Origin of the sequence: Falsiroseomonas sp. (assembly GCF_051860665.1) — a bacterium.
Classification (GTDB): Bacteria; Pseudomonadota; Alphaproteobacteria; order Acetobacterales; family Acetobacteraceae; genus Falsiroseomonas.
In genome coordinates, this window is sequence record NZ_JBHYDM010000007.1 from 48,197 (window position 1) to 71,988 (window position 23,792).

Consider the following 23,792-nt stretch of genomic DNA (forward strand, 5'->3'; position numbering starts at 1 on the left):
GATGGGGCGGCGTCTCGCCGCCCCATCCTCCCCAGCCGGCACTTTGCTGCCTATGCTGCCCCCATGACCGGGGGGATGGGGCCGATGGCCGTGCGGAACGTGCTGTTCATCATGTGCGACCAGCTGCGCTGGGACCATATGGGCTGCGCCGGCCACCCCTTCTTGAAGACGCCGAACCTGGATGCGCTGGCCGCCCGCGGGGTGCGCTTCAGCCAGGCCTATGTGCAGTCCGGCATCTGCGGCCCCTCGCGCATGTCCTACTACACCGGGCGCTACGTCTCCTCGCACGGCGCCACGCATAACCGCGTGCCGCTTTCGGTCGGCGAGGTCACGCTGGGCTGGCATTTGCGCGAGGCGGGGCGGACGCTGGCGCTGGCGGGCAAGACGCATGTGCTGCCGGATGCGCATGGCATGAAGCGGCTGCAGCTGGACGGCCAGCACGACCTCGCCGCACTGCTGCGGGAAGGCTGGTTCACCCTGGTGGATCGCCATGACGGCCATCATGCGGAGCCCGACAGCGCCTATGCGCATTGGCTGCGCGGCAAGGGCTACGACAGCGCCGATCCATGGACCGACTACGTCATCGCCGTGCAGGATTCGGCGGGCCAGGTCCATAACGGCTGGAAGATGCGCAACGCCCGCCTGCCCGCGCGCGTGGCGGAGGAGCACAGCGAAACCGCCTATACGGCGGATCAGGGCATCGCCTTCATGGAGCAGCAGGGCGAGACGCCCTGGGTGCTGCACCTGTCCTTCGTGAAACCGCACTGGCCCTATATCGCGCCGGCGCCCTACCACGCGATGTATTCGGCGAACCAATGCCTGCCGGTGTCCCGCCACCCTGAGGAGCGCGGGCCGGGCGCGCATCCGCTGCTGCGCGAATGGCAGAAGGAGGAAGTCTCGGAAAGCTTCCAGCAGGATGACTGCATCACGACGGTGCGCCCGGCCTATCAGGGGCTGATCACCCAGCTCGATGATCATCTGGGGCGGGTGTGGGATGCCCTGGAGCGGCTCGGGCGGTGGCAGGACACGCTGGTGGTCTTCTGCTCCGACCATGGCGACTACCTGGGCGACCACTGGCTCGGCGAGAAGGAGCTGTTCCACGACTGCATCCAGCGCGTGCCGATGCTGGTCTATGACCCCTCGCCGGAAGCCGATGCGACGCGCGGCACGGTCGATGACCGCTTCGTCGAGGCGATCGACCTGGTGCCCACCTTCCTTGATGCCCTGGCGCTGGACCCGGCGCCGCATCTGCTGGAGGGGCGGTCCCTGCTCGGCCTCACGCGCGGCACGGCGGAGGGCTGGCGCGATGCGGTGGTTTCCGAGCTCGACTGGACCTTTCGCGGGGCGCGGCGGCGGCTGGGCGAGAAGGTGGGGCAGCACCACGCCTGGATGATCCGCGACGCGCGCTGGAAATACATCCACTGGACCAGCGGCTACCGGCCGCAGCTGTTCGACCTGGAAGCGGACCCGGAGGAGTTCTTCGACCTCGGTGCGGACCCGGCGCATGAGGCGGTGCGCGCCGCCATGCGCGAAAGACTGCTCACCTGGTTCACCGGGCTGAAGCGCCGCACCACGCTGACCTGGGCGGAGGCCGAGCTGCGCACGGACCGGCACAAGGCGGCCGGCGTCTTCTACGGCGAGTGGTAGCAGGCAACGAACCTCCGCTGCTGGCGTTGTGCCGCTGAAGGGCACAGGCCAGGGGAGGGGGGATTTTGATCCGGCTGATCGCCGCCATCCTGGCGCTACTGCTCGCCGCGCCCGCGCAGGCGCAGGTCACCCTCGCCATCTCCTGCGGCGCGGTCGGTGTCGAGTTCCAGATGTGCCGCGAGGCCGCCGAGTCCTGGGCGCGGGAGACGGGCAACCAGGTGCAGCTGGTCTCCACGCCGAGCGGCAGCACGGAGCGGCTGGCGCTGTACCAGCAGCTTCTCTCGGCCGGCTCCGCGGATCTCGACGTGCTGCAGCTCGACGTCGTCTGGCCCGGCATTTTGGGCCGCAACCTGCTGGACCTCGCGCCGCATGTGCCGCCCGCGGAGCTGGAGCCCGTCTTCCCCGCGCTGATCGAGAACAACACGGTGGCGGGCCGGCTGGTGGCGCTGCCCTGGTTCACCAATGCGGGCGTGCTCTACTACCGGCGCGACCTTCTGGAAAAACACGGGCGCGCCGTGCCTGAGACCTGGGCCGAGCTGACCGAGACCGCCGCCTTCATCATGCAGGCGGAACGCGCGGCCGGCGCCGACCGCATGTGGGGCTACGTCTTCCAGGGCCGCGCCTATGAAGGGCTGACGGTGAATGCGCTGGAATGGCTGCACAGCCATGGCGGCGGCCGCATCGTCGACCCGGATGGCAAGGTCACCGTCAATACGCCGCAGGCCGTGGCCGCCATCCGCCAGGCGGCCGGCTGGGTCGGCACCATCACCCCGCGCGGCGTGCTGAACTATGCCGAGGAGGATGCGCGCGGCGTCTTCCAATCCGGCAATGCCGTCTTCATGCGCAACTGGCCCTATGCCTGGCCGCTGCTGAATGCCGAGGACAGCGTGGTGCGCGGCCAGGTGGGCGTGGCGCTGCTGCCGCGCGGAGGACCGGAGGGCCAGCACAGCGCCACGCTCGGCGGCGAGCAGCTCGCCGTCTCCCGCCATTCGCGCCATCCGGAACAGGCCATCGCGCTGATCCGCTATCTGACCAGCTCGGCGGAGCAGAAGCGCCGCGCCATCGCGGGCGGCTTCAACCCGGCGCTGCGCCCGCTCTACCAGGATGCCGAGGTGCTGGCGGCCAATCCCTTCTTCGGCGATCTCTACGAGAGTTTCGCGAACGCCGTGCCGCGCCCCTCGGCGGTGACGGGCCGTCGCTACAACCAGGTCTCCGCCGAATTCTGGAACGCGGTGCATGCCGTGCTGGCCGGGCAGATGCAGGCCGCGCCGGCGCTGGATCGGCTGGAGCGCAACCTCGCGCGCATCGGGCGGGACGGGCAATGGTAAGATCGGGAACGATCCAGCAGCAGCGCCGCCGCTCGGCCTGGCTGTTCCTGCTGCCCGTGCTGGTCACCATCGCCGCCGTCGCCGGCTGGCCGCTGGGGCGCACCATCTGGTTCTCGCTGACCGATGCCCGGCTGGACGAGATGGGCGCAACCCGCTTCATCGGGCTGGAGAACTACCTCTGGCTCGCGCGCGATCCCGAATGGTGGGTGGCGGTGCGCAACACGCTGGTCTTCGCCGGCGTGTCGGTGACGCTAGAGACGCTGCTCGGCATCATCGTGGCGCTGGTGCTGAATGCGAAGATGCGCGGCCGCGGCGTGCTGCGCGCGGCGATGCTGATTCCCTGGGCGATCCCCACCGTGGTCTCTGCCCAGATGTGGGGCTGGATGCTGCACGACCAGTACGGCGTCATCAACGAAATGCTGATGGGCATCGGCCTGATCGCGGAGCCGCGCGCCTGGACGGCGAACTATTCCACCGCGCTGGCCGCCGTCATCGCCGTGGATGTCTGGAAGACCACGCCCTTCATGGCGCTGCTGACGCTGGCCGCGCTGCAGCTGCTGCCGGACGAACTGTACGAGGCGGCGGAGATCGACGGCCTGGGACCCGTGGGACAGTTCTTCCGCATCACCCTGCCGCTGATCTGGCCGGCGCTGATGGTCGCCATCATCTTCCGCACGCTGGATGCGCTGCGGGTCTTCGACCTGATGTACGTGCTGACCGGCAATAGCCGCGCCACTGCCTCCATGTCCGTCTATGCGCGGCAGCAGCTCGTCGATTTCCAGGATGTCGGCTACGGCTCCGCCGCCGCCACCGGGCTGTTCCTGGTGATCGCCGTGGTCACCGCGTTGTTCATCACGCTGGGCCGCGTGCGGCTCGGCGGGGAGCCGGGCAAATGAAGCCGATGCGGATCCTTGGCCGCGCCGGCTTCTTCCTGCTGGTGCTGGCGATCGTCGCCTACACGGTCTTTCCCTTCTACTGGGCCATCGTCTCCTCGCTGAAGGACGGCGCCGCGCTGTTCCGCGTCGAGGCCTGGCCCAGCGCCCCGCAATGGTCGAACTACGCCGCCGTCTTCCGCGAACAGCCCTTTGGGCGGAACATCCTGAACTCCGTCATCGTCGCGGGCTCCGTCGTCGCGCTGTCGCTGGCCCTCGGCGTCACCGCGGCCTTCGCGCTGGGCCGCATGCAGTTTCGCGGCCGCGGCTTCCTGCTGCTGGTGATCCTCGGCGTTTCGATGTTCCCGCAGGTAGCGGTGCTGTCGGGGCTGTTCGAACTGATCCGCGCGCTCGGCCTTTACAACAACCTCTTCGGCCTGACGCTGAGCTACCTGATCTTCACCCTGCCTTTCACGGTCTGGGTGCTGACCACCTATATGCGCGAGATGCCGGTCGAGCTGGAGGAGGCGGCGATGATGGATGGCGCCAGCCCCTTCGTGGTGCTGACGCGCATCTTCCTGCCGCTGATGGGCCCGGCCATGGCGACCACCGGCCTGCTCGCCTTCATCGCCGCCTGGAACGAGTTCCTGTTCGCGCTGACCTTCACCCTGACGGATGAAATGCGGACCGTGCCGGTCGCCATCGCACTGATCAGCGGCTCCAGCAGCTTCGAACTGCCCTGGGGCCGCATTATGGCCGCCAGCGTCATCGTGACGCTGCCGCTGATCTCGCTGGTGCTGGTTTTCCAGCGCCGCATCGTCTCCGGCCTGACGGCGGGCGCGGTAAAGGGCTAGCCCACCACCTGGTCGTGGCCCACCGGATGGTAGCCGCGGCCGTACCAGATCAGCGCGCGGCCCGGCGCGCCCTGGCGGATGGCGCGGACCTCCGCGAAGAACACACTATGCGTGCCCTTCTCCACCACATCGGCGATCTCGCAGTCGAAGGACACCGCCGCCTCCTCCAGCACCGGGGCGCCGGTGGCCAGGGTGGACCAGGCGCCATGGCCGAAGCGGCTTTCGCCCTTCAGCCCGCCGACGCCCGCAAAGGCATCCGAGATCGGCCGCTGCCCGGCCGCCAGCGTGTTCACGCAGAGCACGCCATTGGCCTTCAGCAGCGCATTGCCGGAGGAGGCACGGTTCAGGCAGACCAGCAGCGTCGGCGGGTCGTCGGTCACGCTGCAGACCGCGCTCGCCGTGAAGCCGCCGCGTCCCGCCGCGCCGGCGCTGGTCACCACATTCACCGCGGCCCCCAGCCGCGCCATGGCGTCGCGAAATTCGTCCCGGCTTACCGTCATCGTCATGGTCACGCGCCTTCAATCCGCGCCCAAGATGGGTCGCCACCGGCGAATTGGGAAGCCGCGTTCAGCAGGGGACCAGGCGGATATCCTCGACCTGCGCATCGATGCGGCTGCGCGTATCGTCCACATCGGTGGAGATCGCCACCTCCTGCAGCGCCGGCACGGCAGCCCCGCCGAAGGCCGCGCGCCAGTCGGCGCCGAGATTCACGCGTTCCTCCATCCAGCGGCCCTGCGGGCTGCCGGCCGGGCGCAGGACGCGCGCGCGGGCGATGGCGGGGCCATAGGGGCTGGCGAAGAAGCCGCCCGCGCCTTCCTGCCCGGTGCCGCCCCAGACATAGGAGAGCGTGCTGCGCGGCAGCCGGTGGTCGCCCGCCACAGCCTGTGCCACCGCCATCTGCGCCCGCGCCGCGATGCCGGCATTCGGGCCGTAATCGGCGAAGCCCACGGTCAGCGAGATGGCCCGGTCATCGCCGCCCTTGCGGGTCAGGTCGGTGGCCGGCGGCCCGGCATCGACGCGCCAGCGCCAGGTGAGGCAGGCGGCGGCGCCGGAGAGGGACCGGTAGAGGAAGGCGGCCTCCCCACTACCGAGCACCCGCACGCCGCCGCTCGGCGTCGCCTCGAAGCGGGCGGCCGGGATGCCCTGCCACAGCACCTTGCGCCATCCCAGCCGCTCGAGCTCCGGCGCCGTCCGCCCGGGGGCGACAGCGGCCATGAGCAGCGGGGCGGCGCAGGCCAGGGCCAGTGCCAGGGCAGGACGCGTCATGCAGATGAAGTTGCGTCCATCTGGCGGGTGAGACAAGGTATATCCGAGTTCAGTCCAGCCCGCGCGCGGCCAGCCACGCTTCGCGGGTGACCTGGTACCAGAGATGGCGGCGCAGCCGGTGCCCCTCCGGCAGGCGGGGATGCTCGAAATCGCCCTGCCGCTGCATTTCCAGCCGCTCCATCAGCCGCCAGGAGGGTTCGTTCACCGGCGGGGTGAAGGCCACGATCCGCTCCAGGCCGAGCCGCCCGAAACCATGGGCGAGTGCGAGGCGCGCCGCCTCTTCCGCGAAACCATGGCGCTGATGGGCGGGGGCGATGCGCCAGCCGATCTCGACGGCCGGGGTGAAGGGCGCCTGCCAGGGCACCTCCAGCAGCCCGACCACGCCGATGCAGCCGGCCCCTGGCAGGTCCACCGCGCCGAAGGAAAAGCCACGCGTCTGCTGGTGGGCGATCAGCCGCGCCACCCAGGCATCGCTCTCGTCGCGGGTCATGGGCGCGGCGAAGTGGCGCATCACCGCCGGGTCGCTGTTCAGGGCGAAGACGGCCGCCTGGTCCTCCGGTGTCAGGGGGCGGAGGATGAGGCGGGGGCCTTGCAGATGCATGGCCCGATCCTACTGCCGGCATGGCGGGCCTGCCACCCGCCCCCTTCGCGTTCGCGGCAACCCGGCGTAGGTAGGGGGCAATGAGGACCGTCACATGACCCTTCAAACACCCGACAGCCTGGCCGCCACCGTGCCGGATGGCGCGCTGCTGGCGCTTCCCCCCGACAATTCGCTGCCCTCCGTGGCGCTCGCCCGCGCCCTGGTGCGGCGCGGCGCGAAGCGGTTGCGGCTGCTCGGCGTGCCGGTCTCCGGCTTCGCGACGGACCTGCTGATCGGCGCCGGCTGCGTGGCGGAGGTGCAGACCAGCGCCGTCTCCCTCGGCGAGGCCGGCTTCGCGCCGCGCTTCACGGCGGCGCTGAAGGCGGGCCAGATCACGGTGCGCGACGCCACCTGCCCGGCCATCCATTCCATGCTGCAGGCGGCGGAGAAGGGCATTCCCTTCATGCCGCTGCGCGGCATCATCGGCAGCGACATTCTGCGAAACCGCCCCGATTGGAAGGTGGTGCCGAACCCGATGGGCGATGGCGTGTCCGACCCCATCGTGCTGCTGCCCGCGCTCTCCCCGGATGTGGCGCTGATCCATGGCGTGATGGCGGATGAGGCGGGCAATGTCTGGGTCGGCCGCCGCCGCGAATGCGCGACGCTCGCCCATGCCAGCCAGCGCGTGCTGGCCACGGTGGAGCGGCAGGTCGCGGGCGACATGCTGGAGGATGAGCGCCTGGCCCCCGGCGTCATCAGCGGCACCTATATCGAGGCGGTGGCGGTCGCCGAGCGTGGCGCCTGGCCGGTGGCGCTGCTGGACGAATACGCCTTCGACGCCGCCCACGTCGCCGAATACGCCCGCCTGGCCAAGACCGAGGCCGGCTTCGCCGAATACCTGGACCGCTACGTCTTCAACACCCGGGCGCAGGCGGCTGCCGAATGACCATCAAGCTCGAAGAACGCCTCGCCGCCACGCTCGCGCGGCTGATCCTGGACCCGGCGGCGCCGCCGGCCCGGCATATCGCGGTGGGCGCGGCCAGCCCGATCCCCGCGGCCGCCTGCTGGCTGGTGAAGAAGCAGGGCCACCCGGTGCGCCTCTCCCTGCTGCACAAGCGCACGGGCAATCCCTTCTCCGAAGGCTCCCGCGAACTGTTCGACCTGACCGGGCAGGGGCGGATCGACCTGTTCTTCCTGGGCGGCGGGCAGATCGACGGGAAGGCGAACCTGAACCTAGTGGGCACCGGCGAGTGGCCGGGAGGATCTCCCCAAGGGGGCGTGCGCTTCCCCGGCAGCTTCGGCAGCGCCTTCATGTATTTCATGACGCCGCGCACCATCCTGTTCCGGGAGGAACACTCGCCCCGCGTGCTGGTGCCGCAGGTGGACAATATCTCGGCCCCCGGCGTCTCCGAGCCCGGCGTTTTCCGGCGCGGCACGGCGCAGGCGCTGGTCACCGGCAAATGCGTCTTTGCGTTCCACCCGGAGCGCGCCCGCTTCTCGCTCGCCAGCCTCCATCCGGGCGAGACGGTCGACAGCATCCGCGCCGCCACCGGCTTCGACTTCGACGCGGCCGACGACGTGCCGCAGACCCCCGATCCGACGGAGGCCGAGTTGGCGCTGCTGCGCGGCCCGATCTGCGACGAGATGCTGGAAACCTATCCGGAGTTCTGTGCCCGCGTGTTCGACAGGAAATTGGCGGCATGACCGATGCGCTTCCCGTGACCCAGGGCAAGGGCCTGGCCCTCTCCCCCGGCGCGCTCGCCGGCCTCAAGGTCATCGACCTCACCCGCGTCCTCGGTGGCCCCTATTGCACCATGATCCTCTCCGACCACGGGGCGGAGGTGGTGAAGATCGAGCCGCCGCAGGGCGACGAGGTGCGCGACTGGGGCCCCCCCTTCGTGGAGGGCTCCGCCAGCTATTTTATCGGCGTGAACCGCAACAAGAAGTCCCTCGCGCTCGACCTCGGCAAGCCCGAGGGGCGGGAGGTGCTGATGCGCCTGCTCGATGGCGCCGATGTGCTGATCGAGAACTACAAGCCCGGCGCCATGGAGAAATGGGGCATGGGCTATGCCGATGTCCTGTCCAAGCGGTTTCCGAAGCTGGTGCATTGCCGCGTCTCCGGCTTCGGCCCGGATGGGCCGCTCGGCGCCCTGCCGGGCTATGACGCGGTGATCCAGGCCATGGTCGGCCTCATGTCCATCAACGGCAATGAGACCACCGGCCCGCTGCGCATGGGCACGCCGATCGTCGACCTGGCCACCGGGCTCTACTCCGCCATCGCCATCCTGATGGCGCTGCAGGAACGCACGAAAAGCGGCCAGGGCCAGTTCCTGGACATGTCCCTGCATGACTGCGGCATGGCCCTGCTGCACCCCCAGGCCGCCAATTACTTCCTGAACGACAAGCGCCCGAAGGCCACGGGCAATCCGCACCCGAACATCTCGCCCTATTCGAAGTACCGTACCAAGACCTGCGAGATCTTCCTGGCCGTCGGCAACGATCCGACATTCAGAAAAGTCTGCAACTTCCTGTCGCTGGACAGCCTGCCGGACGATCCACGCTTCAAGACCAATGGCGACCGCCTCACCCACCGCGATACCCTGACGGAAATACTGGAAGCGCGGCTGGCGGCGGAGGATGGGCATGCGCTCTGCGACCGCCTGCTGAAGGCCGGCGTGCCCGCCGGGCCCGTGATGCATGTGGACGAGGCGATGAATGCGCCCCATACCGCACATCGCCAGATGGTCACGGAGCTTGGCAGCTACCGGGGCCTCGGCACGCCGATCAAGATGAGCCGGACGCCCGGCGGCACCCGCGCCGCCCCGCCCCGCTTCAATGAACATGGCGATGAGATCCTCGCCCGCCACGGTTTCGCGGCGGAGGAGGTGGATGCGTTGAAAGCGAAGGGAATTGTTGTGGCGGCACGCCGGACATGAGCACGACGAGAGCAGAACCGCCGCGCAGCCTGCGCGCCATCGAGCAGCCGGCCGAGATCGAGCGGCTGCTCGCCCTCTGGGCCGCCGCCTTCGACGACAAGTCCATCCCCGCCCGCGCCAAGCCGCGGCTGCGCCCGGCGGCCACCGGCCGCAAGGCCGGCTGCACGCTGTGGCAGGCCAAGGTGGCCGGGCTCGACATGAACATCTGCTTGGAGGAGGTGACCTCCGACCGCTGGCGCCTCGATCACGGCAACCAGGGGGCCCTGGCGTTGCTGGACGGCACCCCGGTGCTGCTGCGGCAGTGGTATGTGAAGCGGGCCCCGGCCGATGCCTCGCTGACCGCCGCCGAGATCGCCCAGGTGACGGAGGCGGCGCCCTTCTACGTCACCCCCGGCGTGCATCGCGGCGCCCCCGCGGAACGCCGGCTTTACCAATTGGTGGCCGACCTCTCCGCCGGCCCCGAGGCGATCCGCCAGCAGACGGCCGAGGCCATCGCCCGCCAGACGGCCGCGACCGAGCGCTTCGGCTTCGCCTGATGCAAAAGCCCTCTCCCCCCAGCCGGGGGGAGAGGGCCGGCGCGGTGCGCCGTCGGGGTGAGGGGGGCGCGCGGCAGACCCGCGCAATAGCCGGATGGCGCCACCCCTGCGCCGCGGCCTATCCAGCCGCCATGTCCGCCCCCCCGATCGGCCCGATGACCGCCCGCCTCTGGGCCCTGCTGCTGGCGCTTTCCATCATCTGGGGCGGGTCCTTCTTCTTCATGGCGGTCGCGCTGCGCGGCTTTCCGCCCTTCACCATCGTGCTGGCGCGCGTGGCGCTGGCCGCCATCACCCTGGCGCTGGCCTGCCGCATCCTCGGCCTGCGGCTGCCCGCCACCCGGCAGGCCTGGATCGCCTGCGCCGGGATGGGGCTGCTGAACAATGCCATTCCCTTCACCCTGATCGTGCTGGGCCAGCAGCACATCCCCTCCGGCCTCGCGGCGGTGGTGAATGCGGCGACCCCGGTCTTCGCGGTGCTGGCCGCACATTGGCTGACCGCGGACGAGAAGCTGAAGCCGAACCGGCTGCTCGGCACCCTGCTCGGCCTGGCGGGGGTTGCGATCCTGGCCGGGCCGGCCAGCTTCGGCCGTGGCGCGGCGGGGGAGGCGCTGGGCATCGCGCTCTGCCTCGGCGCCTGCCTTTCCTATGGAATTTCGGGTGTCTGGTCGCGCCGGGTGAAGCGCGCCGGACTGGCGCCGCTGCCGGCGGCGGCGGGACAGTGCCTGGCCTCCAGCCTCCTCATGCTGCCCCTGGCGCTCGGCTTCGACCGGCCCTGGGCCCTGCCCACCCCGCCCATGGAGGCCGTGGCTGCGCTGCTCGCGCTGGGGCTGCTGGCCACCGCGCTGGCCTATGCGCTGTTCTACGCCATCCTGGCCGGCGCCGGCGCGACGAACACCATGCTGGTGACGCTGCTGGTGCCGGTCACCGCTCTGCTCCTGGGCTGGTTGGTGCTGGATGAGGCGCTGGCGCCGCGGCACCTGGCCGGCATGGCCGTGATCGGCCTCGGCCTGCTGGCGATCGACGGGCGGCTCCTGCGCCGGGTCTTCACCCCCGGTTGAGGCCTGGCCTGCGAGCATCGCGCGCATGGAGATCGTCAACGGCTATCCCTGCCGCGACTGCACCGATGTGGCGCGCGCGAAGAAGAACATCGATCCCGCCAAGCCCGAACAGGGCGCGGCGCCGAAGCCGGAACCCGCCTGGGTGGCCGCCGCCGCCGCCGCGGGTGTGCCGCAGCGGCTGCTCGACCTCTACGCCTGATCCCTCAGGGCCAGCGGAAATCCCGCACGAAGGCTTCCTGCGCCGCGGTCTCCGCCGCATGCGGCAGGTAATGCGCGCGGACATGCGCCAGCGCATCGCCCGGCACGCCCGCCGCCTTGGCCAGGCAGCCCATGAACAGACCGGTGCGGCCGACGCCGGCGCGGCAGCCGATATGCACCGGGCGCTCCGGCTCCGCCTCCAGCTGCCGCAGCACCTCGCCCACCGCCTGGCGCAGCGCGGTGGGGTCCGGCAGGCCGAAATCGGCGGTGGGCAGCTTCACATCGGCCAGCCAGGCTTTTTGCGCGTCCATCTCCAGGCAGACGCCGAAGGCGCCGTCCGGGATGGAGTCGAAAGGCCCGCCGGTGATGGTCACCTCTCGCCCGGCCACCACCAGCGGCAGCCGCCCGCGCACCGTCACGATCCGGCTCAGGGTTGGGGCGGCAGGCTGCGCAGATAGGCGATGAGGTCCGAAAGCTCCTGCTGCGTCATGTTGCGATAGGCCCAGAAAGCCATCGGCGGCGACAGCGGCCGGTCGCTGGCCGAAATGCCCTGCGTCACCGCCCGGATGATCTGCGCATCGGTCCAGCCGCCGAGGCCATTGGCATGCGGCGTCAGGTTCGGCGCCACGGAGATGCCCCAGGGCCCGCGGAATTCCATGCCCCCGGCGCCGAGCCGCGTGCGGTCGTTCTGCCCGGTGGGCAGCATCGGCGTGTGGCATTCCATGCAGTGGGCGACGGCATTGGCGAGGTATTCGCCGCGGGCCACCGGATTGTCCGCGGGCTCCGGCACGCTGGCGATGGGCGGGCCATAGGCCGGCGGCAGGGTGATGCGATAGACGCTGCGCTCCACCCGGTTCTCCACCGGCGGCACGGTGCGGAGCCAGGCGACCATCGCCGCCACGTCGCGATCCGAAAGGCCTCGATACAGCGTCATCGGCATGGGCGGGCCGATCAGCCGGCCATCCGGGCGGATGCCCTCCCGGATCGCGCGCGCCAGCTGCGCATCGGTCCAGCGGCCGATGCCTGTCTCCGGGTCCGGGGTGATATTGGGGGCGACGGCGCGAAAGGGCGGCTCGTCGAAGACCGAGCCGCCGGCCAGGGTCTTGCCGGGGATCGGCCCCTGGGGGCCCATGGGCGTGTGGCAATTGCCGCAGGCCCCGGTGACTTCCACCAGGTGGCGGCCACGCTCCAGCAGCGCCGCATCCTGCGCCAGCGCCGGCCCCAGGCCGCAAGCCAGCAGGCCAACCGCAGCGGCGGCGGCGCGCAGCGAGACACGCATGAACAACTTCCCCCGGATGATACGATCCCGGTGCAAAACCTGCCCCAGTGGCAGGGCAGCGGCAAGCGGCCGGGCGCGTCTCGCCTGCCCCAAGAACCGCGCGAGGCGCCACGGCGGCCTGAACGATTGCGTGAGGGGACCGCTCAGCGTTCGATGCGCACGCCCTGCCAGAAGGCGATATGGTCCTTGATGCCGGCCGCCGCGGCCTTCGGCTCGGGGTAATACCAGGCGGCCGCCGGGTTCACCTGCCCGTCCACCACCACGTCATGGTAGCGCGCCAGGCCCTTCCAGCCGCAGACCGTGGTTTTCGAGGAAGGGCGGAGCAGGTCGGGCCGCACCGAAGCGGGCGGGAAATAGACATTGCCCTCGACCACCTCGTAGCGGTCGCTTTCCGCGACCACCGTGCCGTTCCAGATCGCGCGCGCCATGTCCGAACCCCTCTGCCGGCTACCCCGGGGACATGTCCCGGGCCGCGGCGGCGTCAAGGTGTGGCGGGGGCCTCCGCCGTGCTGTCGGACTCGGCGTCCTGCTTCAGCCGGATATAGGAGCGCATGGAGAAGGGCAGCATGCCGAGATAGATCAACCCGCCCGCCGCCAGGGCCGCCCAGGGTTCCGCCACCAGCAGCGCGACATAGAGCCCGACGCCGAGCAGCAGCGGCAGCACCATGAAGCGCGGCACGCGGAAATTCTTGAAGGACCAGGTCGGCAGGGTGCTCACCATCAGCACGCCCACCACCACCAGCACCGTGCCCACCAGGATCGGGTGGCGGATCGCGGCGCCGGTGTTCAGCCAGCCCCATTCGGAAAAGGCCAGTGCCCCGAACAGCGGGAACAGGGCGCAGCCGGCGCCCGCCGGGGCCGGCACGCCGGTGAAGAAGTTGTAGGCATAGGCCGGCTTCGGCGCCGGGCCGATATCCAGCGAGGCATTGAAGCGCGCCAGCCGCAGGGCGGAGCAGACGGCAAACAGCAGGCAGGGCACGAAGCCCAGCGGCCCCACCGTATGCATCGACCACAGGTACAGCACCATGGCCGGCGCCACGCCGAAGGACAGGAAATCCGCCAGGCTGTCGAATTCGGCGCCGAAGCGGGAGGTGGCCTTCAGCAGCCGCGCCAGGCGGCCGTCCAGCCCGTCGATCACCGCCGCCACCACGATCAGCGCGGCGGCCAGCGCGAAGCGGTCCTCGATGGCGGCGCGGATCGCCACCAGCCCGGCGCAGAGGCCGAGCATGGTCAGGATATTCGGGATCAGCCGGTTGAAGGACAGGCCCTCGAAGCGCGGCCGGCTGCGCGGGCGGAAGCGACGCAGCCGCCCGATGCGCGGCGTCTCCGGGGGCAGGCCCTGCTCCCCGCTCATGCCGGCGGTGCCGAGGGGGTGGAGGCCGACATGGGCAGCAGCTCCGCCACCACCGTCTCGCCGCCGATCATCAGCTGGCCGATCTGCGCCAGGGGGCGGCTGCCCTCCGGCAGGTAGACATCGGTGCGGCTGCCGAAGCGGATGATGCCGAAGCGGTCGCCCGCCTGCACCTGGTCGCCTTCCCGCACATGGCAGAGGATGCGGCGCGCGATCAGGCCGGCGATCTGCACCACCGCCACGTCGCGGCCATCCGGCATGCGGATGGCCAGCGCATTGCGCTCATTGTCCACGCTGGCCTTGTCCAGGCTGGCATTCAGGAAGGCGCCGGCGCGATAGGCGATGCGGGTGACCGCGCCATCCACCGGCATGCGGTTCACATGCACGTCCAGCACGGAGAGGAAGATGCAGATCCGGTAGCGCGCGGCGGGGCCGAGGCCCAGCTCCTCCGGCGGCACCGCCATGCCAGCCAGCACCACCCGGCCATCCGCCGGGGCCAGCACCACCTGGCCGCGGGCCGGCGGCACCCGTTCCGGGTCGCGGAAGAAGTAAAGGCAGAACAGCGTGAAGATCACGCCGGGCCAGAACAGCCAGCCGCCGAGCAGCAGGCCGCCGATCACGGCGACGGCAAGGCCGCCATAGATGAAGGGGCGCCCGGCCGGATGCGGCTTGGCGACGACGAGGCGGACGCTGGAGATCAGGCTCATGCGCCCGGTTATGGTATGTTCATCCTTCCCGGACAACATGCATCCATGGACCACCTTCCGCACGGACCCTTCCTGGTCGCGCTCGACGGCTCGCTTTCGGCCATCAAGGACCATGCCCTGCGCTTCGCCTGGCGCGGCCGCGGCTGCGAGGCCTCACTGGTGGATGGGCAGATCAACCTCGCGGCACAGGCGGGCTGGGTGCCCTATACGGCGGAACGGCCGGAGGCGCGGTCCGGCGCCTTCGCGGCGCTGGAGGAGATGCCGGGCGAGCTGCCGCAGGGCTGGCGGCTGCGGCTGATGCCGGATCACAAGGTGCGGCTGGAGGCGGCGGTGGACCTGCATGGCGCCATCACCGCCACCACCCTGGTCAGCGCCATGGTGGGCTTCGCCCTGGCGCTGGACCCCTATCTGGACCGGCTGGAATCGGCCGGGATGGCAAGCGGCGCCGAAGGCACCGGCAGCGTGAAGACCTGACCCGGGAAGATCAGGTTCGGATTGCGGATCTGGTCCCGGTTGGCCTCGAAGATGACGGTGTAGCGGATGCCGCGCCCATAGGCGGCGCGCGCCAGCCGCCACAGGTTGTTCCCCGGCTGCACCACCACGCGCCCTTCCTGCACGCTGCCTTCCGGCAGCTGGTCGCGCTGGAAGGGCAGCTCGATGCGGGCGGAGACGGCGCCATTGGCGGCCAGCTGGTCCACCCGCAGCCGGTGGCGGCCGATCGTCACATTCTCCTCCGGCGCCATGGACCAGCGGCCTTCCGCATCGGCCTGGGCATCGCCGGCATGGCGATCGTTCACATAGACGCGGATGGCGGTGCCCGGCGTCGCGGTTCCGGCGAAGCGGATGGCGCCGGCATCCGTGTAGTCCACCACCTCCAGCCCCAGCGCATGGCCCGAGGGCGCGGCCGGGCCCTGCAGCACGCGGGCGGGCGCTGAATCGGCTGGCGGCAGCAGCACCACCAGGGGCCTCGCCGGCGGCGCCTCGGGCGCGGCCGGTGCCGGGGGTTGCGCCTGGATCCGGGCCTGGAGTTGGGCCTGCCGGCGGGTCTCGGCCTCCGCCTGGGCGGTGGCTTCCGCGGCGCGGGCGGCATCGCGCGCCGCCTGTTCCGCCATCGCCTGGCGACGCGCGGCCTCGGCCTGGGCGAGGGCCTCGGCGCGCGCGGCCTCCTCGGCCCGGCGGGCCGCCTCGCGCGCGGCGGCTTCGGCCTGGGCGGCGGCGGCCTCGCGCTGCGCGCGCTCCCCCTGGGCCAGCTGCTCGGCCTGGGCCAGGCGCTCGGCCCGCAGCGCCGCCTCGGCGCGGGAAGCGGCCTCCGTCCGGGCGGCGGCTTCGGCCTGGGCCGCCGTCTCCGCCTGGCGCGCGGCCTCGCGGGCGGTGGCCTCCGCCGCGGCGGCGGCCTCGCGCTGCGCCGCCTGCTCTGCCCGCGCCGCCGCTTCCGCCGCCGCCAGTCGCGCGGCTTCGGCCTGCGCTTGCGCCTGAGCTTGAGCCTCGGCCGGATCGGGGCGCGGGGCCTCAGCCACGGCGGTGGGCTCGGGCACCACCACCACCACCATATCGGGGCCGGCGAGCTCCGTGCCGCCGATGCGGGCGAGCAGGGAGAATTGGTGCGGCCCGGGCCGCAGCGGGTCGTTCGGCAGGATCACCCATTCGCCGCGCGCATCGGCGCGGGCGCGGCCGATCTCCCGCCCATCCTCGAGGAGGATCACCTCCGCCCCCGGCGCGGCGCGGCCGGCGACGACCACGCCACCGCGCGCGCCGACCCGCACGACATCGAAGCGCGGCGGCTCCGGCGCGGGAGTGGGCGCGGCCGGCGGTGTGGCGGGAGTGGTGGCCGCGGCGACGGGCGGCGCGACCGGCGCCGGCGCGGCCACGGGCGCCGGCGCGGCGGCCGGGGCGCTCGGCGCGGCCGCCGGGCGCGTCGCGGCATCCTGCATCGGCTCGTGGCGGACGAACCGGCTGGCAACAAAAGTGGCGAGGCCGGCACCGACCACGACCACGATCAGGAGGGCGCGCCCGCTGGTCGTCATGCTCATGTAACTAGGACGTGATGCCGTGTCGGCACAAGCGCCCTGGTGCCGGAGATCCGGCCTCCCATGCGGAAGTCAGTTGGCCTGTGCGCCGGAAGCCGCAACCACGCGGCCCCACTTGGCGCGCTCCTCCGCCAGGAAGGTGGCGAAGGCCGCGCCGAGCCGGGCGCCGGGCACCGCGCCGCCCTGCGCGAAGCGGGCGCGCAGCGCGGCATCGGCCAGGGCCTCGCCGCAGACCGCCTGCAGACGCTGCAGCACCGCCTCCGGCGTCGCGGCCGGGGCCACCAGGCCGAACCAGGCTTCCGCCTCGAAGCCCGGCAGGCCGGATTCGGCCACCGTCGGCAGGTCCGGCGCCGCCTCCGCCCGCTGCGCGCCGGCCACCGCCAGGCCGCGCACCTGGCCGCCGCGCAGCTGCGGCAGGGCGGCGGGCATATTGTCGAACATCATCTGGATCTGGCCGCCGACCAGATCCGTCATTGCCGGCGCTGCGCCGCGATAGGGCACGTGCACGATCTCGATGCCCGCCATGGACTTGAACAGCTCCCCCGCCAGGTGGTTGGTGCTGCCATTGCCGGAGGAGCCGAAGGCGAGCTTCCCCGGCTCCCGCTTCGCCAGCGCCACCAGATCCGCCACCGAGCGCGCGGCGAGGCCATTCGTCACCATCAGCACGATCGGCACGCTGGCGACCAGCGCCACCGGGGCGAAGTCGCGCTGCGGGTTGAAGGGGATGCTGCGGAACAGGTGTTCGTTGATGGCGAGCGGGCCGGGCGCCGTCAGCAGAAGGGTCAGCCCATCCGGCGCGGCCTTGGCCACCGAATCGGCGCCGACATTGCCGCCGGCGCCGGCGCGGTTCTCCACCAGCACGGGCTGGCCCAGCCGCTCGCGCAGCGCCTCCGCCAGCTGGCGCGCGATGATGTCATTCGACCCGCCGGGCGGGAAGGGCACGATGAGGCGCAGCGGCCGGTCGGGCCAGGTCTGTCCCAGCGCGGGCGCGGTGAGCCCGCTGGCGAGGGCGGCAGCCAGCAGGCCGCGGCGGTGCAGCATCATCTTGGCGATTCCCCATGCGGGCGGCTCGTGCGGCCACCTCGTCGCTTCGCCTTATCGCCTGCGGCCCGTGCCGGCAATCAGACCAGGGCTTCGAGTCGCGGCGCCGCCTCCAGCAGGGCGCGGGTATAGGCATGGCGGGGGGCATCGAAGACCGCGTCGCGGTCGCCTTCCTCCACCACCAGCCCGTTCTGCATCACCACCACGCGGTCCGCGATTTCCCCCACCGCGGCCAGGTCGTGGGAGATGAAGAGGCAGGCGAAGCGGCGCGCCTGCTGCAGCTCCCGCAACAGGGTCAGGATCTGCTTCTGGATGGTCATGTCCAGCGCCGAGACCGGCTCATCCGCCATGACGAAATCCGGGTCCCGCACCAGGGCGCGCGCGATGGCGACGCGCTGGCGCTGGCCGCCCGAGAGCGCATGCGGATGCCGCGCGCCGAAGCCGGCCAGGCCCACCTGGTCCAACATCGCGGCGACGCGGCGGTCGCGCTCGGCGGGGCTCAGCCGCGGCAGGTGGCGCAGCGGCTCCGCCACGATCTGCGCCACGCGCATGCGCGGATCGAGCGAGGAATAGGGGTCCTGGAAGACGATCTGGCAAGCCATGCGGAAGGGCAGCAGCGCCGCGCCCTTCAGGCGGGAGATGTCCTGGCCACGGAACAGGATGCGGCCGCCGCTGGGGTCCACCAGCCGCAGCAGCGCGCGGCCCAGCGTGGTCTTGCCGGAGCCGGAGCCGCCGACCAGCGCCACCGCCTCCCCGGCATGGATGGCGAGATCGACGCCGCGCACCGCCTGCACGGCGCGGCCGCGGGTGAAGAAGCGGCGGCGGCCGGCGAAATCCACGGTCAGTGCCTGCGCCTGCAACAGCGGTTCGGAGGGCGCGCGCAAGGGCGGCGGTGGGCCGCGGCGGGGCAGGGCATCCACCAGGGCGCGGGTATAGCTTTCCTGCGGCGCGGCGAGCAGCGCGCGGGCGGCGCCCTGTTCGATGATGCGGCCACGGCGCATCACCAGCGCGCGGTCGGCGTAGCGCGCCACGAGGCCGAGGTTGTGGGTGATGAGCAGCACGGCGCTGCCCTGTTCCCGCGTCAGCGCGACCATGAGGTCCAGCACCTCCGCCTGCGTCAGCGTATCCAGCGCCGTGGTCGGCTCATCCGCGATCAGCAGCTTGGGCCGCAGCAGCATGACGGAGGCGAGCATGATGCGCTGGCGCATGCCGCCCGAGAATTCGTGCGGATAGGCGCGCAGGCAGGCGGCGGGGTCGGCGATGCCGACGCGGGCGAGCATCGCCTCGCAGGCCCTGGTGATCTCGGCGCCGCGCAGCTTCGTGTGCAGCGCCAGGCCTTCGGACATCTGCAGCCCGATCGGCAGCGCCGGGTTCAGCGAGGTCATCGGCTCCTGGAAGACCATGCCGATGCCGGGGCCGCGCAGCGGGCGCATCCTGGCTGCATCCAGCGGCTTGCCGTCGAAGGTGATGCTGCCGCCGGTGACCGTGAGGCCCGGCGGCAACAGGCCGATGACGGCGCGCGCGGTGGCGGTCTTGCCGGAGCCGGATTCGCCGACCAGCGCCAGGATCTCGCCCGGCGCCACGGTGAAGGACACGTCCTGCACCGCGGTGAAATCGGGCTTTGCGCCGATCCGCAGCCGGTCGATCCGCAAAAGCTCGGTCATGTCCGCGGGTCCAGCAGGTCGCGCAGCGCATCGCCGAGCAGATTGGTGCCGAGCAGGCAGAGCGCGATCATCACCCCCGGTGCGATGGAGAGCCAGGTGGCGGATTCGAGAAAGGGTCGCGCGGTGGAGAGCATGTTCCCCCAGCTCGGCGCCGGCGGCGGCACGCCGAGGCCGAGGAAGGACAGCGCGCTTTCGGACAGGATCACCCAGCCGAACATGGAGGTGGCGAGCACGGTGAGCGGCGAGACGCAATTCGGCAGCACATGCCGCCAGAGCGTATAGAGCTCTGAATTGCCGAGCGCGCGGGAGGCCTCGATGAATTCGCGCTCCCGCAGCGACAGCACCGAGCCGCGCACGACGCGCGCCACGGCGGGCGCATAGGCCAGGCCCAACGCCAGCACGATGCCCCATTTGGAGGGGCCGATGACGGTCAGCAGGCCGAGCGCCAGCAGGATGCCGGGGAAGGCCAGCAGCGCATCGTTCAGCGCCATCAGCGCGCGATCCACCCAGCCGCGGAAGAAGCCGGCGAGCAGGCCGATGGTGACGCCGATGGCCATGGCGACGAGCACGGTGACGGCGGCGACCGTCAGGCTGGTCTCGGCGCCGACCATGAGGCGGGAGAGAACGTCGCGGCCGAATTCATCCGTGCCGAGCCAGTGCAGATCGGAGGGCGGGTTCAGCCGGCGGCGCAGATTGACCGTGCGGGGACCATAGGGCGTCCAGAAGGCGGCGGTGACGGCGATGGCGGTGACGAGCGCGAGCAGCAGGCTGCCGACGACCAGGTTGGCACGAAGTTTCATTCGGCGGTCACGCGCGGATCGAAGATGGGATAGGCGAGGTCCACCAGCAGATTCACCACCACATAGATGCCCGCGACGAAGAGCATCACGCCCTGCACCACGGGATAGTCGCGCTGGAAGATCGCCTCCACCAGCAGGCGACCCAGGCCGGGCAGGGTGAAGACCGTCTCGATCACCGCGATGCCACCGAGCAGATTGCCGAGCACGAGGCCGATCAGCGTGAGCGTCGGCGCGAAGGCATTGGGCAGCGCGTGGCGGCGCATGACCGTGAATTCCGAAAGACCCTTGGCGCGGGCGTGGCTGATGTAATCCAGCCGCAGCACGTCGATGGTGGCGGCTCGCGCCATGCGCGTCATGCCGCCGAGCTCGATCAGAACCAGGGTGGCCACCGGCAGCACGATATAGGCAAGCGCGGCCCCGAAATCCTCGGTGAAATTGACAAAACCCACGACAGGCAGCCAGCCCAGCTTCACGCCGAAGACCAGCAGCAGGATCAGCCCCAACCAGAAGGAGGGGATGGAGAGCATCAGCGTGGCGAAGGCGACGACCGCGAGGTCGGTGGCGCGGTTCTGCTTCCAGGCCGCAAGCATGCCCATGGGCACCGCGATGAACGTGGCGAGGGCCACCGCCAGCAGCACGATGGCGGCGGTGACGCCGAAGCGGGATAGGATCAGCGGCAGCACCGCCTCCCCATTCGTGATGGAGCGGCCGAGATTGCCGCCGAGTGCCGCGCCCGCCCAATGCAGGAATTGCAGCGGCAGCGGCGCCTCCAGCCCCATGCTCCGCCGCAGCGCCTGCACCTCCTCGGCCGAGGCGGCATCGCCCAGCATGAGCTGCGCGGGATCGCCCGGGATCAGGCGCATCAGCAGGAAGACCGCGATCGCGACCAGCAGCAGGGTCGGGATCGCGGCGAGCGACCGCCGCGCGGCATAGCCGATCACGGGAGCCGGACGCCCCAGAAGCGCGGCTGGCCGGTGGCCCAGGACCGGTAGCCGGTCAGGCCGACGCGATGGGCGGCGATATTCGCGTCGTTGTAGAGCACGATCATCGGGACTTCCGCGAGGAAGCGGCGATGCAGCTCATCGAACAGGGCCTGGCGCCGGGCGGGGTCCGTCACCTCCATGCTCTGCTGCAGCAGCGCCAGTGCCTCCGCATTGTCCCAGACCTTGCGGGGCTGCGTCGCCTTGGGGCCGGAGACCATCTCGAAGGACAGGGACGGATCGAGACGTGCCGAATAGGTGAAGGCCATCATCTGGTAGTCGCCGCGGGTGTAGCGATCCAGCTGCGTCGCCCAGTCCAGCACCTCGAACTCGATATTGAGGCCGGCTTCCTGCGCCATGGCCTGGGTCAGCGTCGCCATTTCCAGCAGGGAATTGTAGCGCCGCGTGGTCAGCATGCGGATGGTCTGGCCGCGATAGCCCGCGGCGCGCAGCAGCCGCCGCGCCTCATCCAGGTTGCGCGAGAACCCCTGCTGTTGCACGGCGCCATGCGCGCCGCTGGCGGTTGGGATGACGGAGGGGTTGTAGGTGGATTGCCCGTCCGACAGCGCGCGCACCAGCTCCGGATAGTCCAGCGTCAGCGCGATGGCGCGGCGGATGCGCACATCCTGTAGCAGCGGATCGCGCGTCTGCATCAGCAGCGCCATCATGCCCATGGTGGTGGTGGCCGAGATGCGGATATCCGGCCGCGCGCGCAGCTCCTCCAGATCCTGGTTGGCGATATCGGGGTTGATGTCGATGGCGCCAGAGAGCAGCGCGGCCTTGGCGGCGGAGGCGTCGGGGATCACCAGCCAGCGGACGCGGTCCACATGGGCGGTCTTGTTGCCGGTATAGCCATCCACCTCGCCTGGCCGCGCGCTGTAGTCGGGAAAGCGGGTCACCTCCACGAACTGGTTGCGGCGCCATTCGCCCATGCGGAAGGGGCCGGTGCCGATGGGCGTGTTCCAGCTGCCATCGGCATTCAGCGAATCGCGGTGCCAGATGCCGGATCCGCCGCAATCGGCGCGCGCCATATTCGCCAGGAACAGCGCGCTCGGCCGTTCCAGGCGGAAGATGACGGTGCGCGCATCCGGCGTCTCGATGCCCGTGATCTTCGTGGCACCGCGGCCATCGAACTCCGGCAGGCAGCGCCAGTTGGTCTCGCGCCGCAGATAGCGGTCCCAGGCGAATTTCACATCGGCCGAGGTCAGCACCGCGCCATTGTGGAAGCGCACGCCGTCGCGAAGGGTGAAGGTATAGCTGAGGCCGTCATCGGCGATGTCGATGCGCTCCGCCAGCAGCGGGCCGATCGAAGTGTTTTCCCGGTAGGCGACGAGGCCTTCCACCACATGCAGCACCACCGCATCGGTATTGGCGTCGCGATTGGTGCCGGGGTCGGTGGAGCGGATGTCCGAATTCAGCCGCGCGCGCAGCAGCGTTTCCTGCGCGGCCACGGGCGTCGCCGCCAGAAGCGCGGCGAGGCCGAGTGCCAAGAACTTCATGCGGCGCTCCTCAGGGGCTGGGGTTCCAGGCGATAGGTGGTGAAGCGGCGATCGAGCGCCGGCAGCATCGCCACCTCCATCACCCCCTCCGCCGGCACCATCACGACCTGGGCGACGGTGGCGGAGAGGTTGTTGGACAGATTCGGGCGCGGCGGGCGGCAGACGGACCAGGGGCTCTGGTAGTCGTCGAAGAGCGCGGCCTTCACGTCCTCCACCGTGATGCGGCCGCGCAGGGGGGCCAGCAGGTCGCGCACGCGGAGATCCCGGTAGAGGCTGTCCGGCGTCGCCAGGATGCCGGTGTCGCGGAGCTTCGACAGCGCCACCGGCGAGACCCAGTGATTGGCGTGCACCAACAGCCCGTTGTCCGGATGCACCTGAAAACTCTCATCCGGGGCGCATTCGAAATCGATCGCGATGCCGCCGGCATGGCTGACGATCATGTTGTTCGAGGCCGATTTCGCCGTGGTGTAGACGGCATGCATGGCCACCGCGAGCTGGCCCGCCATCAGCGCCTTGCGGCGGATCAGCGCCAGCGGCACGCCGGCGCTGCGATAGTCACGGTCGCTTTCCAGGTAGTTGGCCGTCACCACGATGCCGGCGGCATTCATGCCGGAGCGCGCCAGGCCGCCGGCCTCGGTGAAGGTCAGCACATCCGGCCCGTCCTCGCGGCGGATCTTCAGCACCACCGCGGTCTCGGCGCATTCCAGCTTCCAGTCCCAGTTCTGGGCATGGATCAGCTTGCCATCCGCGGTGATGCCCGGCAGCGCCACCACGCCGGTGCAGCCATCGGGGTCCGGATCCTTTCTCCGCTTGGCCAGCTTCAGGATTTCGGTGCGGGCGTTCAGCAGCAGGATATCCGCGGGGTGCAGGCCGGCCCCCTCGGCGATGCCGCGCATCTCCTCCGCCATATCGGCGTCGAAGCGGGCGATCTGCGGCTCGAAGGACAGGGCGATCTCGCGGATGCCGGCGGTATCCAGGCCGGTGGCGCCGAGCTGCTCGGAATAATGCGCGATGCCGAGGCGGATCCGGGCGGAAGCCTGCGCCCCGTATTGCCGGCCACGTTCGCGCGGCGGGCCGGAAACCTCGATCAGCGGGGCGGGTGTGGCCAAGCCCGGGCACTCCATTTGGTTTTTGGTTGCGGAAAATACGGTAGGGCGGCAGATTACGCC

The 23,792-nt window shown here is 70.8% G+C and carries 26 protein-coding genes; 11 read left to right on the forward strand and 15 right to left on the reverse strand.

The features are described from left to right. Positions 1-84: 84 nt before the first annotated feature. From ACTIF1_RS09635 to ACTIF1_RS09650, 4 genes are all read left to right on the forward strand, one after another. The gene (locus ACTIF1_RS09635) at positions 85-1,647 is read left to right on the forward strand and encodes a sulfatase-like hydrolase/transferase (RefSeq protein ID WP_439596186.1); all 1,563 of its coding nucleotides are present in this window, start codon (positions 85-87) and stop codon (positions 1,645-1,647) included. Between the two features lie 65 nt (positions 1,648-1,712). Beyond that, a complete protein-coding gene (locus ACTIF1_RS09640) occupies positions 1,713-2,975 on the forward strand; it encodes an ABC transporter substrate-binding protein (RefSeq protein ID WP_439596187.1) in 1,263 nt (420 codons plus the stop codon). Then, the gene (locus tag ACTIF1_RS09645; protein ID WP_439596188.1) at positions 2,969-3,871 is read left to right on the forward strand and encodes a carbohydrate ABC transporter permease; all 903 of its coding nucleotides are present in this window, start codon (positions 2,969-2,971) and stop codon (positions 3,869-3,871) included. Before ACTIF1_RS09640 ends, ACTIF1_RS09645 begins: the two co-directional genes overlap by 7 nt. Positions 3,872-3,876: 5 nt before the next feature. Then, positions 3,877-4,701, forward strand: coding sequence for a carbohydrate ABC transporter permease (locus ACTIF1_RS09650; protein WP_439596189.1), 825 nt, complete (start codon positions 3,877-3,879; stop codon positions 4,699-4,701). Here the strand turns inward: ACTIF1_RS09650 and ACTIF1_RS09655 are convergent. The 3 genes from ACTIF1_RS09655 to ACTIF1_RS09665 form a co-directional block, all read right to left on the reverse strand. Continuing rightward, entirely contained in the window at positions 4,698-5,207 is a 510-nt protein-coding gene (locus tag ACTIF1_RS09655) for a flavin reductase (RefSeq protein WP_439596190.1), read from the reverse strand. The genes ACTIF1_RS09650 and ACTIF1_RS09655 overlap by 4 nt on opposite strands. A 61-nt stretch (positions 5,208-5,268) precedes the next feature. Then, on the reverse strand, positions 5,269-5,967 hold the full coding sequence (locus tag ACTIF1_RS09660) for a DUF3047 domain-containing protein (RefSeq protein ID WP_439596191.1): 699 nt from the start codon (positions 5,965-5,967) through the stop codon (positions 5,269-5,271). A gap of 49 nt (positions 5,968-6,016) precedes the next feature. Next, positions 6,017-6,568, reverse strand: coding sequence for a GNAT family N-acetyltransferase (locus ACTIF1_RS09665; protein WP_439596192.1), 552 nt, complete (start codon positions 6,566-6,568; stop codon positions 6,017-6,019). Between the two features lie 94 nt (positions 6,569-6,662). Here ACTIF1_RS09665 and ACTIF1_RS09670 point away from each other — a divergent pair, with 94 nt between their 5' ends. The 6 genes from ACTIF1_RS09670 (at position 6,663) to ACTIF1_RS09695 (ending at position 11,276) form a co-directional block, all read left to right on the forward strand. After that, positions 6,663-7,493: a CoA transferase subunit A gene (locus ACTIF1_RS09670; protein ID WP_439596193.1), complete on the forward strand. Its 831-nt coding sequence runs from the start codon at positions 6,663-6,665 to the stop codon at positions 7,491-7,493. Then, entirely contained in the window at positions 7,490-8,251 is a 762-nt protein-coding gene (locus ACTIF1_RS09675) for a CoA-transferase (protein ID WP_439596194.1), read from the forward strand. The genes ACTIF1_RS09670 and ACTIF1_RS09675 overlap by 4 nt, the downstream gene beginning before the upstream one ends. Continuing rightward, entirely contained in the window at positions 8,248-9,483 is a 1,236-nt protein-coding gene (locus ACTIF1_RS09680) for a CaiB/BaiF CoA transferase family protein (RefSeq protein ID WP_439596195.1), read from the forward strand. Before ACTIF1_RS09675 ends, ACTIF1_RS09680 begins: the two co-directional genes overlap by 4 nt. Further along, positions 9,480-10,019, forward strand: a complete 540-nt coding sequence (locus ACTIF1_RS09685) for a hypothetical protein (protein WP_439596196.1) — start codon at positions 9,480-9,482, stop codon at positions 10,017-10,019. Before ACTIF1_RS09680 ends, ACTIF1_RS09685 begins: the two co-directional genes overlap by 4 nt. Before the next feature lie 131 nt (positions 10,020-10,150). Further along, positions 10,151-11,077 (forward strand): DMT family transporter, encoded by a 927-nt coding sequence (locus ACTIF1_RS09690; RefSeq protein WP_439596197.1) that lies wholly within the window; start codon positions 10,151-10,153, stop codon positions 11,075-11,077. A gap of 25 nt (positions 11,078-11,102) precedes the next feature. Then, positions 11,103-11,276, forward strand: a complete 174-nt coding sequence (locus ACTIF1_RS09695) for a hypothetical protein (RefSeq protein WP_439596198.1) — start codon at positions 11,103-11,105, stop codon at positions 11,274-11,276. 4 nt (positions 11,277-11,280) lie between these two features. On the opposite strand, the gene ACTIF1_RS09700 is transcribed toward ACTIF1_RS09695, so the two are convergent. The 5 genes from ACTIF1_RS09700 to ACTIF1_RS09720 all read right to left on the reverse strand — a co-directional run bounded on the left by ACTIF1_RS09700 (position 11,281) and on the right by ACTIF1_RS09720 (position 14,612). After that, entirely contained in the window at positions 11,281-11,694 is a 414-nt protein-coding gene (locus ACTIF1_RS09700) for a protein-tyrosine phosphatase family protein (RefSeq protein ID WP_439596199.1), read from the reverse strand. 8 nt (positions 11,695-11,702) lie between these two features. After that, the gene (locus ACTIF1_RS09705) at positions 11,703-12,554 is read right to left on the reverse strand and encodes a c-type cytochrome (RefSeq protein ID WP_439596200.1); all 852 of its coding nucleotides are present in this window, start codon (positions 12,552-12,554) and stop codon (positions 11,703-11,705) included. Positions 12,555-12,697: 143 nt separating this feature from the next. Next, positions 12,698-12,982, reverse strand: a complete 285-nt coding sequence (locus ACTIF1_RS09710; RefSeq protein ID WP_439596201.1) for a DUF427 domain-containing protein — start codon at positions 12,980-12,982, stop codon at positions 12,698-12,700. Between the two features lie 53 nt (positions 12,983-13,035). Next, entirely contained in the window at positions 13,036-13,908 is an 873-nt protein-coding gene (locus ACTIF1_RS09715) for a CDP-alcohol phosphatidyltransferase family protein (RefSeq protein ID WP_439596202.1), read from the reverse strand. Beyond that, positions 13,905-14,612, reverse strand: coding sequence for a phosphatidylserine decarboxylase (locus ACTIF1_RS09720; protein WP_439596203.1), 708 nt, complete (start codon positions 14,610-14,612; stop codon positions 13,905-13,907). The genes ACTIF1_RS09715 and ACTIF1_RS09720 overlap by 4 nt, the downstream gene beginning before the upstream one ends. A gap of 45 nt (positions 14,613-14,657) precedes the next feature. Between ACTIF1_RS09720 and ACTIF1_RS09725 the strand changes: the two genes are divergently transcribed. After that, positions 14,658-15,086 carry a hypothetical protein gene (locus ACTIF1_RS09725; protein ID WP_439596204.1) on the forward strand — a complete coding sequence of 143 codons (429 nt, stop codon included), beginning with the start codon at positions 14,658-14,660 and terminating at the stop codon, positions 15,084-15,086. Here the strand turns inward: ACTIF1_RS09725 and ACTIF1_RS09730 are convergent. The 7 genes from ACTIF1_RS09730 to ACTIF1_RS09760 all read right to left on the reverse strand — a co-directional run bounded on the left by ACTIF1_RS09730 (position 15,017) and on the right by ACTIF1_RS09760 (position 23,732). Further along, a complete protein-coding gene (locus ACTIF1_RS09730) occupies positions 15,017-16,642 on the reverse strand; it encodes a LysM peptidoglycan-binding domain-containing protein (protein WP_439596205.1) in 1,626 nt (541 codons plus the stop codon). The genes ACTIF1_RS09725 and ACTIF1_RS09730 overlap by 70 nt on opposite strands. Before the next feature lie 69 nt (positions 16,643-16,711). Further along, positions 16,712-17,683 carry a Bug family tripartite tricarboxylate transporter substrate binding protein gene (locus ACTIF1_RS09735; protein WP_439596206.1) on the reverse strand — a complete coding sequence of 324 codons (972 nt, stop codon included), beginning with the start codon at positions 17,681-17,683 and terminating at the stop codon, positions 16,712-16,714. 77 nt (positions 17,684-17,760) lie between these two features. Further along, positions 17,761-19,344, reverse strand: a complete 1,584-nt coding sequence (locus ACTIF1_RS09740; protein WP_439596207.1) for a dipeptide ABC transporter ATP-binding protein — start codon at positions 19,342-19,344, stop codon at positions 17,761-17,763. After that, positions 19,341-20,144: an ABC transporter permease gene (locus tag ACTIF1_RS09745; RefSeq protein WP_439596208.1), complete on the reverse strand. Its 804-nt coding sequence runs from the start codon at positions 20,142-20,144 to the stop codon at positions 19,341-19,343. The genes ACTIF1_RS09740 and ACTIF1_RS09745 overlap by 4 nt, the downstream gene beginning before the upstream one ends. After that, positions 20,141-21,085: an ABC transporter permease gene (locus tag ACTIF1_RS09750; protein ID WP_439596209.1), complete on the reverse strand. Its 945-nt coding sequence runs from the start codon at positions 21,083-21,085 to the stop codon at positions 20,141-20,143. Before ACTIF1_RS09750 ends, ACTIF1_RS09745 begins: the two co-directional genes overlap by 4 nt. Further along, positions 21,082-22,623 (reverse strand): ABC transporter substrate-binding protein, encoded by a 1,542-nt coding sequence (locus ACTIF1_RS09755; protein WP_439596210.1) that lies wholly within the window; start codon positions 22,621-22,623, stop codon positions 21,082-21,084. Before ACTIF1_RS09755 ends, ACTIF1_RS09750 begins: the two co-directional genes overlap by 4 nt. Continuing rightward, a complete protein-coding gene (locus tag ACTIF1_RS09760) occupies positions 22,620-23,732 on the reverse strand; it encodes a C45 family autoproteolytic acyltransferase/hydolase (protein ID WP_439596211.1) in 1,113 nt (370 codons plus the stop codon). The genes ACTIF1_RS09755 and ACTIF1_RS09760 overlap by 4 nt, the downstream gene beginning before the upstream one ends. Positions 23,733-23,792: the final 60 nt, after the last annotated feature.

Coding starts and splice junctions, on each gene's coding strand:
- ACTIF1_RS09635 (WP_439596186.1), top strand. CDS start 85: ATGGCCGTGCGGAACGTGCTGTTCATCATGTGCGACCAGCTGCGCTGG.
- ACTIF1_RS09645 (WP_439596188.1), top strand. CDS start 2,969: ATGGTAAGATCGGGAACGATCCAGCAGCAGCGCCGCCGCTCGGCCTGG.
- ACTIF1_RS09650 (WP_439596189.1), top strand. CDS start 3,877: ATGCGGATCCTTGGCCGCGCCGGCTTCTTCCTGCTGGTGCTGGCGATC.
- ACTIF1_RS09655 (WP_439596190.1), bottom strand. CDS start 5,207: ATGACGATGACGGTAAGCCGGGACGAATTTCGCGACGCCATGGCGCGG.
- ACTIF1_RS09660 (WP_439596191.1), bottom strand. CDS start 5,967: ATGACGCGTCCTGCCCTGGCACTGGCCCTGGCCTGCGCCGCCCCGCTG.
- ACTIF1_RS09665 (WP_439596192.1), bottom strand. CDS start 6,568: ATGCATCTGCAAGGCCCCCGCCTCATCCTCCGCCCCCTGACACCGGAG.
- ACTIF1_RS09670 (WP_439596193.1), top strand. CDS start 6,663: ATGACCCTTCAAACACCCGACAGCCTGGCCGCCACCGTGCCGGATGGC.
- ACTIF1_RS09675 (WP_439596194.1), top strand. CDS start 7,490: ATGACCATCAAGCTCGAAGAACGCCTCGCCGCCACGCTCGCGCGGCTG.
- ACTIF1_RS09680 (WP_439596195.1), top strand. CDS start 8,248: ATGACCGATGCGCTTCCCGTGACCCAGGGCAAGGGCCTGGCCCTCTCC.
- ACTIF1_RS09685 (WP_439596196.1), top strand. CDS start 9,480: ATGAGCACGACGAGAGCAGAACCGCCGCGCAGCCTGCGCGCCATCGAG.
- ACTIF1_RS09690 (WP_439596197.1), top strand. CDS start 10,151: ATGTCCGCCCCCCCGATCGGCCCGATGACCGCCCGCCTCTGGGCCCTG.
- ACTIF1_RS09695 (WP_439596198.1), top strand. CDS start 11,103: ATGGAGATCGTCAACGGCTATCCCTGCCGCGACTGCACCGATGTGGCG.
- ACTIF1_RS09705 (WP_439596200.1), bottom strand. CDS start 12,554: ATGCGTGTCTCGCTGCGCGCCGCCGCCGCTGCGGTTGGCCTGCTGGCT.
- ACTIF1_RS09710 (WP_439596201.1), bottom strand. CDS start 12,982: ATGGCGCGCGCGATCTGGAACGGCACGGTGGTCGCGGAAAGCGACCGC.
- ACTIF1_RS09715 (WP_439596202.1), bottom strand. CDS start 13,908: ATGAGCGGGGAGCAGGGCCTGCCCCCGGAGACGCCGCGCATCGGGCGG.
- ACTIF1_RS09720 (WP_439596203.1), bottom strand. CDS start 14,612: ATGAGCCTGATCTCCAGCGTCCGCCTCGTCGTCGCCAAGCCGCATCCG.
- ACTIF1_RS09725 (WP_439596204.1), top strand. CDS start 14,658: ATGGACCACCTTCCGCACGGACCCTTCCTGGTCGCGCTCGACGGCTCG.
- ACTIF1_RS09730 (WP_439596205.1), bottom strand. CDS start 16,642: ATGAGCATGACGACCAGCGGGCGCGCCCTCCTGATCGTGGTCGTGGTC.
- ACTIF1_RS09735 (WP_439596206.1), bottom strand. CDS start 17,683: ATGATGCTGCACCGCCGCGGCCTGCTGGCTGCCGCCCTCGCCAGCGGG.
- ACTIF1_RS09740 (WP_439596207.1), bottom strand. CDS start 19,344: ATGACCGAGCTTTTGCGGATCGACCGGCTGCGGATCGGCGCAAAGCCC.
- ACTIF1_RS09745 (WP_439596208.1), bottom strand. CDS start 20,144: ATGAAACTTCGTGCCAACCTGGTCGTCGGCAGCCTGCTGCTCGCGCTC.
- ACTIF1_RS09755 (WP_439596210.1), bottom strand. CDS start 22,623: ATGAAGTTCTTGGCACTCGGCCTCGCCGCGCTTCTGGCGGCGACGCCC.